General features: G+C 68.4%; 14 protein-coding genes. 5 read left to right on the top strand and 9 right to left on the bottom strand.

Features of this window, described 5'->3' with window-relative positions; translation table 11 throughout:
• Positions 1–265 precede the first annotated feature (265 nt).
• Complete coding sequence (locus K8940_RS01220) at positions 266–2,365, top strand: TonB-dependent receptor plug domain-containing protein (protein WP_223392735.1); 2,100 nt, start codon at positions 266–268, stop codon at positions 2,363–2,365.
• 61 nt (positions 2,366–2,426) lie between these two features.
• On the top strand, positions 2,427–4,163 hold the full coding sequence (locus K8940_RS01215; protein WP_223392734.1) for a hypothetical protein: 1,737 nt from the start codon (positions 2,427–2,429) through the stop codon (positions 4,161–4,163).
• Positions 4,164–4,184: 21 nt separating this feature from the next.
• On the opposite strand, the gene pgi is transcribed toward K8940_RS01215, so the two are convergent.
• Positions 4,185–5,804, bottom strand: coding sequence for a glucose-6-phosphate isomerase (pgi, locus tag K8940_RS01210; RefSeq protein ID WP_223392733.1), 1,620 nt, complete (start codon positions 5,802–5,804; stop codon positions 4,185–4,187).
• Between the two features lie 150 nt (positions 5,805–5,954).
• Positions 5,955–6,575, bottom strand: a complete 621-nt coding sequence (locus tag K8940_RS01205; RefSeq protein ID WP_223392732.1) for a thioredoxin family protein — start codon at positions 6,573–6,575, stop codon at positions 5,955–5,957.
• Positions 6,576–6,750: 175 nt separating this feature from the next.
• On the opposite strand from K8940_RS01205, the gene K8940_RS01200 reads away from it, so the two are divergent.
• Entirely contained in the window at positions 6,751–7,479 is a 729-nt protein-coding gene (locus tag K8940_RS01200; RefSeq protein WP_223392731.1) for a DUF1353 domain-containing protein, read from the top strand.
• Positions 7,480–7,482: 3 nt separating this feature from the next.
• Here the strand turns inward: K8940_RS01200 and K8940_RS01195 are convergent, their stop codons facing one another.
• Positions 7,483–9,642, bottom strand: coding sequence for a protein-disulfide reductase DsbD family protein (locus K8940_RS01195; protein ID WP_223392730.1), 2,160 nt, complete (start codon positions 9,640–9,642; stop codon positions 7,483–7,485).
• 114 nt (positions 9,643–9,756) lie between these two features.
• On the opposite strand from K8940_RS01195, the gene K8940_RS01190 reads away from it, so the two are divergent.
• Positions 9,757–10,149, top strand: a complete 393-nt coding sequence (locus tag K8940_RS01190) for an acyl dehydratase (RefSeq protein ID WP_223392729.1) — start codon at positions 9,757–9,759, stop codon at positions 10,147–10,149.
• A 68-nt stretch (positions 10,150–10,217) separates the two neighbouring features.
• On the opposite strand, the gene K8940_RS01185 is transcribed toward K8940_RS01190, so the two are convergent.
• The gene (locus tag K8940_RS01185) at positions 10,218–11,006 is read right to left on the bottom strand and encodes a SapC family protein (RefSeq protein ID WP_223392728.1); all 789 of its coding nucleotides are present in this window, start codon (positions 11,004–11,006) and stop codon (positions 10,218–10,220) included.
• Positions 11,007–11,281: 275 nt separating this feature from the next.
• Entirely contained in the window at positions 11,282–13,324 is a 2,043-nt protein-coding gene (locus K8940_RS01180; RefSeq protein ID WP_223392727.1) for a TonB-dependent receptor, read from the bottom strand.
• A gap of 146 nt (positions 13,325–13,470) precedes the next feature.
• Here K8940_RS01180 and K8940_RS01175 point away from each other — a divergent pair, with 146 nt between their 5' ends.
• Entirely contained in the window at positions 13,471–14,277 is an 807-nt protein-coding gene (locus K8940_RS01175) for an acid phosphatase (protein ID WP_223392726.1), read from the top strand.
• On the opposite strand, the gene K8940_RS01170 is transcribed toward K8940_RS01175, so the two are convergent.
• The 4 genes from K8940_RS01170 to K8940_RS01155 form a co-directional block, all read right to left on the bottom strand.
• Positions 14,274–14,804: a GNAT family N-acetyltransferase gene (locus tag K8940_RS01170; protein ID WP_223392725.1), complete on the bottom strand. Its 531-nt coding sequence runs from the start codon at positions 14,802–14,804 to the stop codon at positions 14,274–14,276. The genes K8940_RS01175 and K8940_RS01170 overlap by 4 nt on opposite strands.
• Positions 14,801–15,679, bottom strand: coding sequence for an N-carbamoylputrescine amidase (gene aguB, locus K8940_RS01165; RefSeq protein WP_223392724.1), 879 nt, complete (start codon positions 15,677–15,679; stop codon positions 14,801–14,803). The genes K8940_RS01170 and aguB overlap by 4 nt, the downstream gene beginning before the upstream one ends.
• The gene (locus K8940_RS01160) at positions 15,679–16,686 is read right to left on the bottom strand and encodes an agmatine deiminase family protein (protein ID WP_223392723.1); all 1,008 of its coding nucleotides are present in this window, start codon (positions 16,684–16,686) and stop codon (positions 15,679–15,681) included. Before K8940_RS01160 ends, aguB begins: the two co-directional genes overlap by 1 nt.
• 150 nt (positions 16,687–16,836) lie before the next feature.
• A complete protein-coding gene (locus K8940_RS01155) occupies positions 16,837–19,374 on the bottom strand; it encodes a TonB-dependent receptor domain-containing protein (protein ID WP_223392722.1) in 2,538 nt (845 codons plus the stop codon).
• Between the last annotated feature and the right edge of the window lie 140 nt (positions 19,375–19,514).

Below are 19,514 nucleotides of genomic sequence, written 5' to 3'. Positions count from 1 at the left end.
CTGCGGGCCGAGCTGGACGCGCTGCCGCCGGCGCCCGCGTCGTTCGAAGATCCGCTGGACGACCTCTGACCTTCACCGCCCTATACACGAATTGTTAAGTCATTCGCCGAGTCAGGCCAGACTTATCCACAAGCCTCCCGGTATTTCTGGCCGTATAGAAACATGAACCCCGTGTAATATGACGACGAAGTAACCCACCTTTCGGTCTTGTAACTTGAGATCAGCGGGCGCGGCGGTCAGACCTCTCCTCACTGAGGGGAACAGTATGACCAAGACCATCTGGCTGGCCACCGCGGCCACGCTTCTGCTGGCCAATGGGGCCTTCGCCAGCGCGGCTTACGCCGGCGAGGCCGCCCAAGGCCAAGACGCTTCGGGCCAAACGCCGCCGCCGACCACCGCGCCGCCGCTGGCGCTGGATCCGGCCAACGCCCCGACCGGCGTGCTGGTCTTCCAGCCCGACTTCTTCGCCGCCCAGCGCCCGAACACGGCCCTGGACATGGTCGACCGGGTGCCCGGCTTCGACATCGACGACGGCTCGGGGGCCCGGGGCTTCGAGGGCGCGGTCGGCAACATCCTGATCAACGGCAGCCGCCCGGCCTCCAAGAACGACACCGGCTCCAACGTCCTCTCCCGCACCCCCGCCAACCGCGTCGAGCGCATCGAGCTGATCCGCGGCGGGGCGCCGGGCGTCGACATGCAGGGCTACGCCGTGGTCGTGAACGTGGTGCTCAAGAAGGGCGTCAGCCACCAGTCGGTGCTGACCTGGAACAACCAGCTCTTCGACGGCGGCCACGACGTCTGGGGCGGCAGCTACCAGTTCACCGCCACCAACGGCGACCGCAGCTGGGGCGTGACGCTCAGCGACGGCACCTCGTCCAGCGACAGCAACGGCAAGGGCCGCAACGTCCGCCACGACGGGACGGGCAAGCTGATCCGCGACGAGGCCTTCATCAACGACGGCTGGGGCGGCGGGCGCTCGATCCGGGGCAACTTCAACGGCCCGGTCGCCGGCGGCAAGCTGGAGGCCACGGCCCGCTACGGCGTCAACGACTGGAAGGAATGGCAGGAGCTGAGCTCGGACGTCGCCTTCCGCCGCAGCGATTACGCCGAGGAGAGCCATTCGGGCGAGCTGGGCCTGACCTGGACGCGGCCGCTGAGCGCGCGCTGGAAGCTGGAGACCCGCGCCATCCACAGCTTCGAGGACTTCGACAACGTCTCGACCGGCGACCAGACCCTGTCGGGGGTCAAGGACGCCCAACAGCGCTTCGCGGCCGACGGCGACAGCTCGGAGTCGATCCTGCGCGGCCTGGTGCGCGGCGAGGTCTCCAAGGCCCTGACCCTCGAGGCCGGGGGCGAGTTCGCCTACAACATGCTGGACGTGCATCAGGCCTACAGCGTCGGCGGCGTGGGCGTGCCCCTGCCCTCGGCGTCGGTCAAGGTCGAGGAGCTGCGCGGCGAGGCCTTCACCAAGGCCACCTGGCGGGTGAACCCGAAGCTGACCCTGGAGGGCGGCCTGCGGCTGGAGACCTCGACGATCAAGCAGTCGGGCGACGCGTCGAACAAGGAGAGCTTCTTCTACGCCAAGCCCCGGTTCCTGGCGACCTGGACGCCCAAGGCCAACAATCAGGTCCGCCTCCGCTTCGAGCGCGAGCTGGGCCAGCTGGACTTCGAGGACTTCGCCGCCTCGTCGGACCTGGACGACAGCACCGTCTATGGCGGCAATGTCGACCTCAAGCCCGAGCAGCGCTGGATCAGCGAGATCAGCTACGAGCGCCGCTTCTGGGGCGAGGGCATCGTCTCGATCGGCTATCGCCACGACGAGATCATCGGCGTGATCGACCGCCTGCCCCTGCCGGGCGGCCTGTCGGCGACCGGCAATATCGGCGACGCCACCCTGGACCGGCTGTCGCTGAACATCGTGGTGCCGACCGACAAGTTCGGGATCAAGGGCGGCCGCTTCACCTTCAAGAACGACTGGAACGAGACCCACGTCACCGACCCGACCACGGGCCGCGACCGGCCGATCTCGGGCGTTCGTCCGACCCAGGCCAATATCGGCTTCCAGCAGGACCTGACGCGCTGGAAGACCCAGTGGGGCGTCAACTGGCTGCCGCTGCTGGGCCAGGGCACCTACGACGTCGACCAGACCAATGTCTGGCGCGGCTCGGGCTATTACGAGGCCTTCGCCGAATACAAGCCGACCCCGACCCTGGCGATCCGCGCCCAGCTGAACCTGTGGGACGACTTCACCATCCGCCGCACGGTCTTCGCCGACCGCGCCCCGAACCGGGCGGTGGCCTTCGTCGAGGACCGCGCGATCAACCCGCGCACCTTCGTCTCGCTGCGGGTGCGCAAGACGTTCTAGAGGTTGCGGGAAGGGCGGCGGCGCGGCACGGTCGGCGGGTTCTTTCGAGGGGCCCTTCCGCATGCGTCGTCTGCTCACCGCCGCCACCGCCCTGGCCGGCGCGCTCGTCCTGCCTCTGGCCGCCCTGGCCGCGCCGACCGTCGAGGTCTCGTTTCCCAAGGCGATGAGCGCCGCGCCGCTGGACGGCCGGCTGCTGCTGCTGCTGTCCAACGACCCGTCGGCCGAGCCGCGCACCCAGATCTGGTTCGACCTCAAGACCCAGATGGTCTTCGGCCAGAACGTCCAGGGCCTGGCCCCGGGAGCGGCCGTCACCGTCGACGACAAGGCCTTCGGCTGGCCGGTGAAGAGCCTCTCGGGCGTCAAGCCGGGCAAGTACCGGCTGCAGGTCGTGCTGAACCGCTACGAGACCTTCAAACGCAGCGACGGCTCGGTGGTCAGCCTGCCGCCCGACCAGGGCGAGGGCCAGCACTGGAACACCAAGCCGGGCAACCTCTACTCGACCCCGGTCGAGGTCGAGATCGGCGCGAACGGCGAGTTCGTCGGCGCAGCCAAGGTCGCCGTCAGCCTGGACCAGAAGATCCCCGAGATCGCCCGCCCGGCCGACACGCCCTACATCAAGCACGTCCGCATCAAGAGCGAGCTGCTCAGCAAGTTCTGGGGCCGACCGATGTATCTCGGGGCCCACGTGCTGATCCCCGAGGGCTTCGAGACCCACCCCAATGCCCGCTATCCGCTCATGGTCTTCCACGGCCACTATCCGGACGACTTCGGCGGCTTCCGCACCACCCCGCCCGATCCGGACCTGAAGCCGGACTATTCGGACCGCTTCCACCTGGCCGGCTACAACCGGATCCAGCAGCAGGAGGCCTACGACTTCTATCGCCAGTGGACCGGCCCGAACTTCCCGCGCTTCCTGGCCATCGAGATCGAGCACGCCAATCCCTATTACGACGACAGCTACGCGGTGAACTCGGCCAATCTCGGCCCCTATGGCGACGCCATCAACAAGGAGCTGATCCCGGCGATCGAGAAGCAGTTCCGGGGCATCGGCCAGGGCTGGGCGCGCTTCACCTACGGCGGCTCGACCGGCGGCTGGGAGGCCCTGGCGACCCAGGTCTTCTATCCGGACATGTACAACGGCGCCTTCGCCGCCTGCCCCGACCCGATCAGCTTCCGTCAGTACACGACGATCGACCTCTACAGGGACGACAACGCCTATGTCCTGAAGGGCGCCAACCGCTCGATCGAACGGGCCGGCTATCGCAACTATCTGGGCGAGGTCTTCGCCACCCAGCGCGACGTCAACACCTACGAACTGGCCCTGGGCGACAGGGGCCGCTCGGGCGAGCAGTACGACATCTGGCAGGCGGTCTACGGACCCCAGGGGCCGGACGGCTACCCCAAGCCGATCTTCGACAAGGTCACCGGCCAGATCGACCGCTCGGTCGCCGACTACTGGCGCGAACACTACGACCTGACCCACATCATCCAGCGCGACTGGAAGACCCTGTGGCCGAAGCTCCAGGGCAAGATCCACGTCTATGTCGGCCGCGGCGACAACTACTTCCTGAACAATTCCGTCTACGTCGCCGAGGAGGTCTTCAACGGCCTGAAGGACCCGCCCTACGGCGGCGAGGTCGCCTATGGCGACAAGGACGAGCACTGCTGGAACGGCGCCAAGGACCTGCCCAACGCCATCAGCCGGCTGCGCTACAACACCATCTACCTGCCCAAGATCCTCAAGCGGATCGAGGACACGGCCCCGCCCGGCGCGGACCTCAAGAGCTGGCGCTACTGAGGTCCAGCCGGGACGAAGGGCCTATTTCTTCAGCCGCTGGATCAGGGCCGTGGTCGACGGGTCGTGCTGGCCGGCCGCGCCGCTCTCCAGCTCGGGCAGGATGCGGCCCGCCATCACCTTGCCCAGCTCGACGCCCCACTGGTCGAAGGAATTGATCCCCCAGATCACGCCCTCGACGAAGGTCTTGTGCTCATAGAGGGCGATCAGGGCGCCGAAGGTCCGGGGCGTCAGGCGCTCCAGCACCACCAGGGTCGACGGGCGGTTGCCGGCGAAGGTGCGCTGCGGGGCCAGGGTGGCGATCTCGGCCTCCGAGACGCCCTTGGCCTGCAGTTCGGCGACCACGTCCTCGGTGGTGCGGCCGACCATGAAGGCCTCGGCCTGGGCCAGCAGGTTCGACAGCAGCTTCTCGTGCATGCCGGCCGGGCCCTCGTCCGACTTGGCGACGCCGATCAGCTCCATCGGCGTGATGTCCGTGCCCTGGTGCATGCACTGGAAATAGGCGTGCTGGACGTTGGTGCCCTCGTCGCCGAACACCACCGTGGCGGTGCCGCGCTGGGCGGGCTTGCCGTCCGGACCGACCGACTTGCCGTTGCTCTCCATCTCCAGCTGCTGGAGGAACGAGGCCAGGCGGCGCAGGCGGTGCGAATAGGGCACGACCGAGCGGGCCCGGCGGTCCAGGCCGTTGCGGTTGAAGATCTGGGCCAGGGCGACCAGCACCGGAGCGTTCTTCTCCAGCGAAGCGGTCTTGAAGTGCTCGTCCATGGCCGCGCCGCCGTCCAGGAAGCCCTGGAAGGCGTCCCAGCCGGCCGCGACGGCGACGGACAGGCTGACCGACGACCACAGCGAATAGCGGCCGCCGACCCAGTCCCAGAAGCCGAACACGCGGTCGTCCGGCACGCCGAAGGCGGCGGTCTTGTCCAGGGCGGTCGAGATGGCGGCCAGGTGCTGGTTGGCGCCCTGCTCGCCCAGGGCTTCGACCAGCCAGGCGCGGGCGGCGTTGGCGTTGGCCAGGGTCTCCTGGGTGGTGAAGGTCTTGGAGACGACGATGACCAGGGTCTCTTCCGGGTCCATGTCGGCCGTGGTCAGGGCGAACTCGGCGCCGTCGACATTGGCCACGAAGCGCAGGTCGATCTGGGTCTTCACTGGGCGCAGGGCGTCCCACAGCAGGCGGGGGCCCAGGTCGCTGCCGCCGATGCCGATGTGCAGGATGGCCTTGAACGGCTTGCCGGTCGCGCCCAGAATCGCGCCGGAGCGGACGGCCTCGGCGAAGGCCTTCATCCGCTGGCGGACGCTCTCGACCTCGGCCATGACCGGCTGGCCCTGGGCCTTGAAATCAGCGCCGGCCGGCGCGCGCAGGGCGGTGTGCAGGACGGCGCGGCCCTCGGACGAATTGATCGCCTCGCCGCCGAACATCCGGGCCCGGGCGGCCTCGACGCCGGCCGCGTGGGCCAGGTCCAGGGCGGCCTCGAGGCCAGCCTCGTCCCAGGCCTGCTTGGAGAGGTCCAGGTGCAGGCCGGCGACGTCCAGGGTCAGGGCGTCCAGGCGCCCCGGCTCCGCATCGAAGAACTCGACAATGCGCTTGTCGCCCGCGGCCTTGGCGGCGGCTTCCAGGCGGTTCCAGGCGGTGTCGAGATCGGCCATGCGGGACGTCCTTTGGAAAATCGGTGTTTGTGCAACGGGCCTTACCAAACAGGCGCCGCCGCGTCATGGCAGACCAATGACGTTTTTTGCGGAAACCACCGATGTCCCCCGCGCCGAGGCAGATCTCGGCAGGCCCGGACGCGCCTCGCCTCAGGCGTCCTTGTATTTCACCGAACAGCCGTAGGGCGGCGCGAACGGCGTGGCGACCTTGCGGCCCGCCTTGACGTCGGCCAGGGCCGCGGCAACCAGGTTTCTGGCCTTGGGCAGGTCCTCGACCTTGCTGGTCGGGATGTCGTCGATGGCGCCCTCGTAGACGACCTGGCCGGCCTTATCGATGACGAACATGTGCGGCGTGGTCTTGGCCTTGTAGGTCGTGGCGACCTTGTTGTCGGGATCGAGCAGCAGGGCCGTCGGCTTGGCGCCCTTGGCGTCCATCCAAGTCTTGGCGGCCGCGCCGTCCGGGAAGTAGCCCTGCTTGCCCGGCGCGGACGAGGCGATGGTCAGCCACACCACCCCGTCGGCGCGGGCGGCTTGCTGCAGGCCCTGCATGTTCCCCGAATAGTGCTTGCGGACATAGGGGCAGCCCTCGTTGACCCACTCCAGCACCACGGTCTTGCCGCGGAATTCCGACAGCGAGCGGGTCTTGCCGTCGGCGTCGACGGCGGTGAAGTCGGGCGCCGGCTTGGCCTGCGCCAAGGTCGGGACAAGCGCGGTCAACGGCAGACCGGCCCAAAACGGAAAACTGGCGACGAGACGGCGAGTGATCGACATGTCGGTTCTCCAGACCAGAAAGCGCCCCCGCCGAAGACCTTCTCACGGATCGCGGATTTGCGAAACGGTCGCAGGGCCAATCGAGACGACGGCCGAAACTTCGCCATTCTTGCTTGATCCAAAGGGCCCTCGCGCCCAGAAGACCCTTCGTCCTCCCCTGCTGCTCTCTCGCTCGATGTCCCGCACCAAGTCCTTCGCCGCCCTCGTCGGTTCCGGCCTGCTCCTGGCGGCCTGCGCCACCGAGACCAACACCACCGTCTTCGTGCCGGTCGTGGCCCCGACGCCGCCCAGCTCGCTGACGCCGCAGCCGATCATGCTGTTCAACCAGACCAAGGACGGCCGCAAGCTGTTCACCCTGGACGCCGAGTTCCCCTATTGCGACGTCGAGACGGGCAAGGTGATCGTCGTGCCGCGCTGGTACGTCACCGACTTCGCCAGCGTGCCCTGGTACGGTCAGGGCTTCGTCGACCCGCAGGGCCCGACGGCGCGGGCGGCCATCGTCCACGACTGGCTCTACACGATCGGCGAGCCGGGCAAGCGCGAAGAGGCCGACCAGATCTTCCTGCGGGCGATGCTGAAATACGGGGTCACGCCCTTCCAGGCCAACCTCGCCTACCAGGCCGTGCGGCTGGGCGGCGAGAAGGGCTACGGCCTGCCGACCGACTGGCGGTTCGTCGATCCCAAGCGCCAGGACATCGTCCAGCCCGCCCCGTTCGCCAAGCCGCGCGCCGGCATGGTCCGCTACCTGCCCAAGTGCCAGGGCTTCGGCGCCCTGATCCAGACCGGCTGGCGCGCCTATCCTGTCAAGGTCGCCCCGATCGTGGCCCCGCCGCCGGTGGTCGTGACCAAGACGCCTCTGGACCAGGTGAAGGCCAAGCTGCCGTTCGGCGACAAGAAGAAGTAGGCCCTAGGCGCCGGCCTTCTCGATCGCCTCGATGACCATGCCCTCGGTCAGGAGCTGGGGCAGGATGACCGGCGGCCCGCCGTTCTTCGGATAGACCACGTACAGCGGCACGCCGACGCGGTTGAACTGCGCCAGCGCCTTGGCGATGACCGGGTCGCGATTGGTCCAGTCGGCCTTCAGATAGACCGCGTCCTTGGCCTTGAAGGCCTCGGCGACCTTGGCGCCGGACAGGGCGACCTTCTCATTGACCTGGCAGGTCACGCACCAGGCTGCGGTGAAGTCGACCAGGATCGGACGGCCGGCGGCCCGCAGCTCGGCGACCTTCTCCGGCGACCAGGTCTCGGCGACCAGGCCCGGACCAGCCGGAGCCTCGGCCGACGTCGTCGGCGTCGTCGGCGGCTTGGCCGCGAGGGCGGCCGAGGCGGCCAGGGCGATAGCGGCGACCACGGCCAGCAGCCCGACGACCAGCGAGACAGTCGAGCCCTCGCCCGCCGCGCGGCGGTTCTGGGCCAGGCCGTAAAGCCAGGCCCCGAAGGCGGCCAGCACGCCCGCGCCCAGCACCTGGCCCAGGGCGATCGGACCGGCCTGCTGGGCGAACACCCAGGTCAGCCACAGGGCCGCGCCGTACATCGGGAAGGCCAGGCCCTTCTTCAGCACGTCCATCCAGGCGCCGGGGCGCGGCAGAAGCTTCAGCAGGCCGGGGATGAAGGCCACGGCCACGAAGGGCGCGGCGAAGCCCAGGGCCAGGGCCAGGAACACCGCCAGGGCCACGATGGCCGGCTGGGTCAGGGCGTAGCCCAGGGCGCCGGCCATGAACGGCGCGGTGCACGGGGCGGCGACCACCACCGCCAGGGCGCCGGTGAAGAAGGCCCCGCTCGCCCCGCCCTGGGCCGAGGCGCCCGAGCCGACGTTCTGCACCGAGGTCCCGATCTCGAAGACGCCCGACATGTTCAGCGCGACCAGCAGCATCAGCAGGGCCAGGCCCGCGATGACCAGCGGCGACTGCAGCTGGAAGCCCCAGCCCACCGCCGCGCCGCCGGCCCGCACGGCCAGCAGCAAGCCGGCCAGGACCAGGAAGGTGGTCACGACCCCCGACAGGAAGACCAGGCCCTGCAGGCGGGCCTTGCCGCCATCGTGGGCGTGGCCGGCCAGGCTGGCGGCCTTCATCGACAGCACGGGGAAGACGCACGGCATCAGGTTCAGGATCAGCCCGCCCAGGAAGGCGAAGACCAGGGCCCCGACCAGGCCGCCCCGAACGGCGCCGCCCTCGGCGGGCGCGGTCTCGGCCGGCGGCGCGCCCAGGCCGCTGGCGGTCGCGGGCGGCTCTCCGGCCGTGGCGGTGACCTCCCAGGCTCCGGCCTTGGTGGCCAGCACGCCTTGCAGCTCGGCCGGCGGCGTCCCGCCGCCGACGAAATCGTAGCCCGGCTTCAGCGACAAGGTCAGGCCCTCGGGGCCGCGCTCGATGACCTGCTCGGCGGCGTGCTCGATGACCTTGGACGAATAGGGGAAGAAATAGGCCCCGGCCATGTCCGCGCCCTTCAGCGGCCCGCCGATGACGGCCAGCTTCAGGGTCTGGCCGTCCAGCTTGAACACGGCCTTCAGCCCGGCCGGCTTGGGGGCCTTGGCCAGGACGTCGGCGACGACCGGACCCCATTTCGGATCCGCCGACGGCGCGCCGGCCACGACCGGCAGTAGCAGGGTCAGCTTGGCGTCCTCGGGCACGCAGACCTGTTCGCAGACCAGATAGGCGACGTCGGCGTTCAGGCTGATCGTCGTCCCGACCTGGGCGTTGGCCGGGGCGCTGATCGGCACCGGGATGAAGACCTCGCCCTCGTAGGCATAGTCCAGCAGCGGACCCAGCTTGGCCTTTTGCGGCGTCGGCCAGACCATGTCGCCGGCGCTCCAGCCGGCCGGCAGGGTCCAGGCGATCTTGGTCGCCTCGCCCGCGTCGCCCGGGTTGCGCCAATAGGTGTGCCAGCCGGGAATGATCTTCTGGCGCAGGGCGACATAGACCGTGCCGCCCGGCGCGATCCCCGCCTCCTGGGCGACCAGTTCGGACTCGATGTGCCCGGAATTGACCACGGGCGCGGCCATGGCCGCGCCGGCCAGGAGAGTCGCCGCCAGCAAGGCTTGCAGGGCGAGGACGGCTTTCTTCAGGAACATCGGCGGCGGGCTCGGCGGAAAAAGAACGCGGACGAACACATGGCCCGCCAGCCTGCTCTCGACAATGCTCAAGTCGCGACGGACAGTCGATTACAGAATCATCCGGAGCCGCCCATGCCCGCCGCGTTCGACGACATCGAGATCGGTCAGGTCGTTTCGCTGGGCACGCGCGCCGTCGACGGCAAGGCGCTGGAGACCTTCATCGCCGCCTTCGCGCCGGGCTGGCCGATCGAGAACGGCGCGCCCGACGGCATGGTCTTCGCCATCTGGACCCGGCTGGACGCCGAGGCCAGCGCCGCCTGGCCGCAGACCAAGCGCCTGGGCGTCGACGCCCTGCGCTGGATGCGCAATCCGCCCGTTGGCGAGCTGCTGCGCGGCCGGATGACGGTGATGGGCAAGGACCCGGTCGGCGAGGGCAAGGGCATCGTCATCGCCCAGCACGACCTCCTGGACGAGGCCGGCCGCCTGGTCTTCTCGTGCCTGACCCGCAGCATCTTCGCCCGATAGCCTGGCCCAAGAAAAAGGCGGCGGAGCCGAAGCCCCGCCGCCCTCTCGTCTTCAGCTGACGTCGAACCCTAGTTCAGGTTCGCGGCCTCGGCCTGCTTCAGCATGGTCTTGTTGATCAGGCGGTCCCAACCCAGCAGCGACACCAGGTGCGCGTAGATCTGGGCCAGGGCGCCGTTTTCCTGCAGTTCCTTCAGCTTGGCGGCCGACAGGCCGTTCAGCTTCTCTTCCGAGACGCCGAAGTACTCGGCGACGGTGACCGGTTCGCCGGCCGGAGCGCCGGTTTCGTCCTGCGGCTGGAAGATCGCCTTCTTCAGCTCGAACAGGTCCAGGTCCTTCAGGAGCTGGACGAACGAGTCGGTGCGGCGGCGCTCGATCTCGAAGTCGTCGCAGAACTTGATGCAGTTCTGGGTGTATTCGGTCGGCTCGCCCTTGGCGTCGAACAGCGGGGTCTGGCCCTGCTCGGTCAGCAGGTCGGAACCGGTGTCGATGCAGACGATCAGACGGTCTTGCGTCTCATCGTTGGCCAGGACGAACGGATAGCGGCGGATGTAGGCCGGGATGTAGACGTTCGCCTCGACCGAGCCGTCGGCGTTGATGAACAGGTTTTCCTGCTGGTTCAGGCCCATCACGGCCAGCGGAACCTTGTCCTCGCCGGCGAAGATCACCGGGAAGGTCAGGGCGGCCGGCGCGAATTCCGAGACCGTCAGCGGCACGGCGGTGCCGGCGGCGGCGAAGCCGTACGGCTTGTCCTTGTGGACCAGGGCCAGCTTGGCGTGCTGCTCGCGGTTCAGCGGCTCCGGCGAGTTGTAGAACAGGACGTTGCCGGAGATCTCGCCGGCGGACTGGGACGTGGTCATGAAGAGCTCTACGACAGAATTAGAAAACGGACGCTCGAACGCTTCAAGACGACCGCAAAGGCTCGGCGTTCTAGCCGATCCTTCGAGACCGAGCAATCTGGGCCGCTGTCGTCGCGAGACCACGGGTCTCGGATTCATCTCCGACGCGAAACGGTAAGCTTGCTTGCCGCCCTCGGCGGGCGAGCAGTCCGGGGCCTGGAAGGGGGGAGGACGTCCAGGCCCCGGCGCGGGACGGGACCCCGGGGGCTGCTGGGGTCCCGCGCTCTCGTCCGACGCTAGAAGCGCCAGGCGAAACCGGCGCGGACCGAGCGGCCCGGCGAGGGCGCGAAGTCCTTCAGGAACGAGGCGTGCTCGCGGATCGTCTCGTTGGTCAGGTTGCGGCCGTCGACGAACAGGCGAAGCGCCGAGTCCGCCACGGGTTTGAAGGTGACCATGGCGTTGACCTGGGTATAGCCGTCGGTCGGCAGCTCGAAGTCCGCCACCCGGTTCTGGCTGCCCACGCGGCGCACCTCGGTCTGCACGTCCAGGCGCGGGCCGCTCCAAACCACGCGGCCGGTCAGACCCCACGGGGGCACGCGGGCGGGCACGCCCAGGTCGGTCTTGCCCCGCACATAGTCGTAGACGCCTTCCAGTTTCAGGGTGTTCTCGCCGCCGCGCCAGGCGACGTACGAGGTCTCCAGCTCGGCGCCGTGGAACTTGGCGTCGGTCTGGAAGTACTGGAACACCGGCAGATCGTCCTGGACCGCGCCGGTCGGGGCCTCCTCGATGAAGCCGTCGTACTGGGCGCCCCACAGGTGGCCCTCCACCCGCAGGCGCTCGCCGGTGTAGCGGTAGGTCGCCTCAAGCGAGGTGACCTTCTCGGACTTCAGGTCCGCGTCGCCGACCTCGTAGCCGCCGGTGCCCGGGTGCGGGCCGTCGGCGAACAGCTCGAACTCGGTCGGGGCGCGGCCGTTGCGCGACAGGGTCAGGGCCACGAACTGGTGGTCGGCCGGCTTGTAGAACAGGCCCAGCGAAGCCGAGACGTTGTCGAACGACTTCTTGGTGAAGTCGGTCTTCAGCTCGCGGCTGTCGAAGCGCAGGCCCGCGTCCAGGCCCCACACGCCCTTGTCCAGACGCTGCAAGGTGAAGACACCGTATTCCTTGATGTCGGTCGAGGGCACGAAGGCCTCGTCGCCGATGGCCGAGAAATGGCGCTCCAGGGCCTGGAAGCCCACCGCGCCCTGCCAGCCGTCGCGCTCCTTCTGGACCAGCTCCAGGCGCCCCTCGGTGCCGTCCGACAAGAAGCGGGTGCCGACCTCGCCGCTGTCGACCGAGACCTCAGCATGCTCGTACTTGGCGTGGCCCGCCGACAGGCGGATCTTGGCGAACGGACCCAGATCGACGTCCTGCTCGCCGCGCAGGTCGTAGCGGGTCTGCTGCAGGTGGATCGAGACCGGGCCCTCGGCGTCCGGGTCGATCGGAGCCAGGACCTGCAGGTAGGGGACGCCGTAGGTGGTGTCGGTCTTCTTGACCGACACCCCGAAGAAGCCGCTGTCATGCACGTAGCTGACGCCGGCGCCGTAGGCGTCCATCTCGACGTCGGTGTTCTTGACGGTCTTGTCCGGATCCGGCGTCAGGCCATCGCGGCGCGCCAGGCGCGAGGAGACCGGGGCGGTCGGGACGTCGTAGTCGCTGCTCTCGCGGTGATCGGCGTCGATGGCGAAGACCAGCGGGCCCTTGCCGAACTTGGCCGAGCCGTTGATCGCCTTGCCGTCGTCGACCGACGAGACCGAGCCGGCCACCCGGCCCTCGAAGCCGTTCGCGGCGGGGCTGGAGGGCACGCGCTCGTCGATGATGTTGACCACCCCGCCGATGCCCGAGCCGCCATAGGCCAGGGTCGAGGGACCGCGCAGCACCTCGACGCGCGTGGCTTCGCCAGGGTCCGAGGCCACCGCGTGGTCGGGCGACAGCGACGAGGCGTCGACCTGGCCGACGCCGTTCTCCAGCACCATGACGCGCGGACCCGACAGGCCGCGGATCACCGGGCGGCTGGCGCCGGGACCGTAGAAGGTCGAGCGCAGGCCTGGCTGGCCATTCAGGGTGTCGCCCAGGCCGGCCGGCGGCGCCACGTCCAGCTGGTCACGGGTGATGACGTTGACGCTGCTGGTCACGGTGTCCAGCGACACCGCGTACGGCGCGGCGGTGATGACGACCTTGGAGACTTCCGTATCGCTGTCCGGCGCGGGCGCCGCCGGGGCGGGCGCGTCAGCGGCATGGGCGGAAACGGCGGCGGCGAGCGCGAGGAGGCTCGCGGCGGAGAAGGCGACGCGACGAAGCATGGGGGTCTCTGGAACCGATGAAACTTGACCGGGGGAGCGGTCGTGATGGAGTGTTATGAAATAACATATCCATTCGTCAATCCGCTTTCTCTTGACGCATGAACTTCCCCGCTCTCTGTGGGCGGATGACCTCAGGGACGCATTCCATGACCCGTTTCGTGCTCATCGCCGCTGTCTCCGGCCTGGTCCTCGTCGGCTGCTCGGCCGATGGCCTGCGCGCGCCGCCGGCCAAGCCGGCGGCCGTGGCCACCACCGCGCCATCGGCCGGCTGGGTGAAGCCGCCGCCGGGCTATCTGGGCGGCGACGGCGGCATCGTCGCCACGACCATCATCGGCCCGCCGCCCGCCCCGGACTCGCCGCGGGGCAAGGCCGAGCGCGCCCAGTTCGACGAGACCCGCAAGCTGGCGAACACCGAGGCCTGGAGCCGGGCGATCGCCGACGCCGACCTCTCGGGCAAGAACGGCCTGAAGAGCTTCTCGTGCGCGGCCGGCGTGACCCTCAGCGCCGAGGCGACCCCGACCCTGGCCAACATGCTGCTGCGCATGACCGACGACGCGGCCAAGATCTACCAGCCGGCCAAGGCCGCCTTCCAGCGTCCCCGCCCCCCGGTCGGCAACACCGCGCCGATCTGCGTGCCCCGCGAGGACTGGATCAACACCGACGGCTCCTACCCGTCCGGCCACGGCCTGATCGGCTGGGCCTGGGCCTCGGTGATCGCCGAGCTGGTCCCCGACAAGGCCAGCCCCATCCTGGCGCGCGGCAAGGCGTTCGGCGACAGCCGCATCGTCTGCGGCGTCCACTTCCAGAGCGACGTCGAGGCCGGCCGCTATCTGGGCTCGGCCCTGGTCACCCGGCTGCACGACGATCCGGGCTTCCTGAGCGATCTGGCCAAGGCGCGGGCGGAGGTGGCGGCTTCGAAGGCCAAGGGCGCGCCGGAGGGCTGCGGCGCCTAGGCGGGCCGCGCCACGAACACCACGTGCTGGCGCAGCGGATGATCCTGCGCCAGGCCCGGATGATCGAAATCGCGGGCGGGCTCGTGCGCCATGCCGATCCGTCGCATCACCGCCTGCGAGGCCAGGTTCGTGCGCGCCGTGAAGGCGATGATCTCCGGCAGCTTCAGCGTCTCGAAGCCGTAGGCCAGCGCCGCCTTGGCCGCCTCGGTGGCGTAGCCCTGGCCCCAGGCGTCGGGATGGAAGCGCCAGCCGATCTCGACCGTGTTCGGCATGTCCATCTCGGGCGGAACCCACCAGACGCCGGTCATGCCGATCACCCGGTTGTCGGCCTGGCGCTCGACCACCCAGAACCCGAAGCCGTGCTCCAGGTCGTGCGCCTGCACGCGGTCGACGAAGGCGTCGCTCTCGGCGCGGCTTCGCACGCCGCCCAGCCAGGCGCCCACCTCGGGATGGGCGTTGAGCTGGGCAATGGCGTCCCGATCGGCGTCGACCGCCGGTCGCAGCACCAGGCGGTCAGTTCCGATCATGCAGGCCGGCCGCTGGCCAGGGCCTGGTAGAACTCCGGCCGGCGATCGCGGAAGAAGCCCCAGGCGGCGCGGTGCGTCGTCAGGAAGTCCAGGTCGAAGGTCGCGTTGACCAGACCCTCGTCGGCGCGGCCCAGCTCGCTGACCAGGTCGCCGCGATGGTCGGCGATGAAGCTCGAGCCATAGAAGGTCTGGCCGCCGTTCGGATAGCCGTCCCACGGCTCGAAGCCGATGCGGTTGGCGCCGATCACCGGAATGACGTTCGAGACGGCGTGGCCCTGCATGGCCCGCCGCCACGGCAGGGCGGTGTCGAGGCTGGGGTCGTGCGGCTCGCTGCCGATGGCGGTCGGGTAGAACAGCGCCTCGGCGCCCATCAGCGCCATGGCGCGGGCGGCCTCCGGGTACCACTGGTCCCAGCAGATGCCAACGCCGAGGCGGCCAAAGCGCGTGTCCCAGACCTTGAAGCCGGTGTCGCCGGGCCGGAAGTAGTACTTCTCCATGTAGCCGGGACCATCGGGGATGTGGCTCTTGCGATAGAGCCCCAGCAGCGAACCGTCGGCGTCGGCCATCACCAGGCTGTTGAAGTAGTGCGGGCCCTCGCGCTCGAAGATCGAGATCGGGATCACCACGCCCAGTTCGCCGGCCAGCGGCGCGATGGCCTTGACCACCGGATGCTCGCGCCACGGATGGGCCTCGGCGAACCAGCGCTCCTCCTGGGCGACGCAGAAGTACGGCCCCTGGAACAGCTCGGACGGCAGGATGACCTGGGCGCCCTTGGACGCGGCCTCGCGGATGAAGCCCTCGGTCTTCTTGATGTTGGCCTGCAGATCCATGCCGTACGAGGTCTGGATCGCGGCGACGCTGAGCGTGCGGGCCATCAGGCGGTCTCCGGCTCTTGCTGGCTGATGCAGTGGAACGAACCGCCGCCGGTCAGGATGGCGGTGGACGGCAGGCCGATGACCTGGCGCTCGGGGAACAGACCCTTGATCACCTCGACGGCGAAGGCGCCCGACTCCTCGGCGTAGATCGGCACGATGACCGCCTCGTTGGCGATCAGGAAGTTCATGTGCGAGGCCGGGATCGGCTCGCCGTCCTCGTCCAGGATCTTGCCCGGCGAGGGAATGCGGGCGACCTGCAGCGGCGAACCGCGCGCGTCGGTCATGCCGGCCAGCAGCTTGGCGGTCTCAGCGTAGACCTCCGCATTCGGATCGTCGGCGCCATAGGCCATCGGGCAGGCGACGACGCCCGGCGCGACGAAGCGGGCCAGGTTGTCGACGTGGCCATCGGTATGGTCGTTGAGCAAGCCATCGCCCAGCCACAGCACCTTCCTGGCGCCCAGGGCGTCAGCGAGGGCGGACGTGGCCGAGGCCTCGTCCCAGCCGGCGTTGCGGTTGGCGTTCAGCAGGCACTGGCGGGTGGTCAGGATCGTACCCAGGCCGTCGTGGTCCAGGGCGCCGCCCTCCAGGATGAAGCCGTTGCGGACCAGCGGCGCGCCCGAGGCGGCGGCGATCTGCTCGGCGACGATGTCATCGCCTTCCAGGCTGTACTTGCCGCCCCAGCCATTGAACTGGAAACCAGCGGCGCTGGCGGCCCCGTCGGCGTCGACGAAGATCGGGCCGGTGTCGCGCAGCCAGATGTCGCCGAACTGGCCCCGGACGATCTCGACGCTCGTGTCGGACAGCAGCGCGCGGGCGGCGGCCTCGGCCTCATCGCCGACCACCATCAGACGCACACGCTCGCCGCCCGGGCCAGCCAGGGCGCGGGCCAGGGCGGCCACTTCAGCTTGCGCCTGCTCCAGGTCTTCCTGCCAAAGCTCGGCATGGCTGGGGAAACCCACCCACATGGCGCGGTGCGGAGCCCACTCGGCGGGGACGATCACGGTCATTTGGAGGCCCAATGAAAACGAAGGGGGCGCAGATGGCCCCTCGGTGGCGCGAGGTCAAGCGCCGCCTAGTTAGCAAACGAAAATGACAAAGAAAAAGGGCGGCCCGAAACCGGACCGCCCCCTCTCTCCCTGACGGGAAGCTTGCGTGGCTTAGAAGTCGACGCGGAACGTCACCTGAGCCGTGCGCGGCGCACCAATGTAGCCGTAGGGCTGGTTGGTGATGCCGTACAGGGTCTTGGTGGCGGCCGAGGCGGCCGTCACCTGGGTGCCCAGGCTGCCGTAGTATTCCTTGTCGAAGATGTTCCAGACGTTCAGCTGGACGTAGGAGTTCTTCAGGACGGCGTCGAGCTTGTAGCGCATGTCCAGGTCGAACAGGGCGTAGCCGTCGACGGCCAGGTCGTTCATGTCGGTGGCGTAGCGCTTGCCGGTGTACTTGCCCTGGATGCCGATCGAGAACGGACCTTCTTCGTAGTTGATCCGGCCGCCGAACATGACCTTCGGGGTTTCGACCAGCTGCTTGCCGTTGATCGGCGCGTAGACGTTCGGCTTCACGACCAGGAGCGGGTCTTGGTACTTGGCGTCGGTGTAGGTCGCCGAGGCGGCCACCGACAGTTCCGGCGTGATGCGGCCGCCGACTTGACCTTCCAGACCCTTGATATCGACCGAACCCACGTTGCGTTCGCGGTAGGTGTCGCTGTCGGGGTCATAGGTGCTGACGACGCGGTTCTTGAACTGCGTCTTATAGGCGCTGACCGTGGCGTAGTAGCCTTGGGCGTTGAAGCGCCAGCCCACTTCACCGGTCTTGGTGGCTTCCGGCTTGGCGCTCAGCGAGGCGATCGAGCCGTCGGCCTGGCGCTGGACGGTGTAGTAGCTGTCCGTACGCAGAGCCGAGATCTGCTCCGAGTAGCTGCCGTAGAACGAGTTGTGGCTGTCGAGGTTATACGACACGCCCACGTTCGGCAGGGTCTTCTTGACCTTGGCGTTGTAGGCGAACGGCGCGATGTACTGGGTCGTCGACGTGCCGAAGGTCACGTTGCCGTTGGCCAGCGGAGCGTTCGGCGCCTGGGTGGTGCAGAGCACGGTGCTGGTGCCGTTCGAGGTGTAGCAGTACTGGTTCAGCTCGCGGCTGAACTCCTTGTGCTGCACGCCGATCGTGACGTTCAGCTTGTCGTCCATGAAGCGGCCGCGGTACTCGACGGCGATCTGCTGCAGCTCGGCGATCGAGAAGCGGTCGCGGAAGCGCAGCAGGGCGCCATCGGCGCCGACGATGCGATCACCGCCCCAGGTTTCCTTGCCGCCGAACCAGTTCTTCATGAAGCCGGTCGACTGATCGACATAACCGGCTTCCGAGGTCTGACGGTGACGGCCGCGGTCGAAGGTGTAGGCCAGGCGGAAGGTGTTGTCGTCGTTCAGGCGCCAGATCAGCGAGGTGTTCAGGCCGTAGCGACGGGTGTTGGTGTTCGAGGGCGACATGTAACGGACCGAGTCCATGCAGTCGCCGTCGCCGTTCAGGTCGACGCCGCGGTTCGTGGCCGAGATCGTGCCGACCTTACAGCTGGCGAACGTGGTGGCCGTGCCGACCAGCTTGGCGTCGTATTCGTTGATCGACACCTGCTGGGTGCCGCCGTTGGCCATCACGTACTGGAACGACGGGTCGAACGTGAAGATCAGGCTGTCGGTCAGCGTGAACCGCGACTTCAGGCGGATGTTGCCGGTGTTCGACGGGTTGATGCGGCCGCCCCACCAGTTGCTGCCATTGGCGTCGACGTCACGCGAGCCGGCGACGGCGGTCGGCTTGATCCAGTCGTAGATGCCGGTCGTGGCCGTGGTGTTGTTGCGGTAGTCCCAGTCCCAGCCGTACTGCGCGGTTTCCGGCAGGATCGTGCCGTCAGCGGTGCCCAGCTGGGCGTAGTTGTAGTTGAAGTTGCGGTTCAGGTTCCAGTGCGCCGACAGGGCGATGTAGTCGCCCTTCGAGCCGATGTCCTGCCAGATGCGGGCGTTGAACTGCTTCTTCTCGAGGTCGCCCTCGCCCTTGAACTTGTCGTACTTGGTGTACGAAGCCGAAGCCCAGGCCTTGGTGCCCCAGGGGCCGAATTCGCCGCTCTGGATCAGACCAAAGAAGCGACGGTAGTTGAAGCTGCCGTACGAGGCGTCGGCGGTCACGCCGAAGTCCTGGGTCGGCTTCAGGGTGGTGTAGTTGATCACGCCGCCGGTGGCCGAGATGGTCGGGGTGTCGACGTCGGTCTGGCCGGTGGTGACGTTGGCGCGCTCGATCAGTTCCGGATCCAGCTGCTGGTTCGAATACAGAGCGTAGTTGCCGGTGTCGTTCGTCGGGATGCCGTCGAAGGTCAGCGAGATGCGGTTACCGTCGAAGCCACGCAGACGGATGTTGCCGCCGCTGTTGCCGTACGGGTCGTTGTTGGTGAAGTTCAGGCCCGGGACGTTGTTCAGCGTCTGAACGATCGTCTGACCGGCGGCCTGACGGCCGATGTATTCCTGGGTGATGGTCGAGCGCGACTTCGGCGCGGTCTCGGCGACCACGGCGCCGTCGATCGACTTCTGGCCGGTCGCGGTGACGACGACCCTATCGACTTCGGTGGTGCCCGACGATTGGGCCATGGCCGCGCTGCTGGCGACCAGGCTACCGACCAGCGCGGTCGTAGCCAGGGCGAAATTTCTCATACGCATTCGAAGGATCCCCTCATTTTTTCGACACGCCCGCCGTATGACCGGCATGGTTCCGCGTCGTTGGGGCCGTTTAACGAAAGTTTTAGAAGGTTTGGTGACGGAAAGGCCACGCCCGCCCGCAAACTGTCATAAAGGCCCGT

It is taken from the genome of Caulobacter segnis, from assembly GCF_019931575.1.
GTDB lineage: Bacteria > Pseudomonadota > Alphaproteobacteria > Caulobacterales > Caulobacteraceae > Caulobacter > Caulobacter segnis_C.
This window is presented reverse-complemented; position numbering and strand designations above follow the sequence as displayed.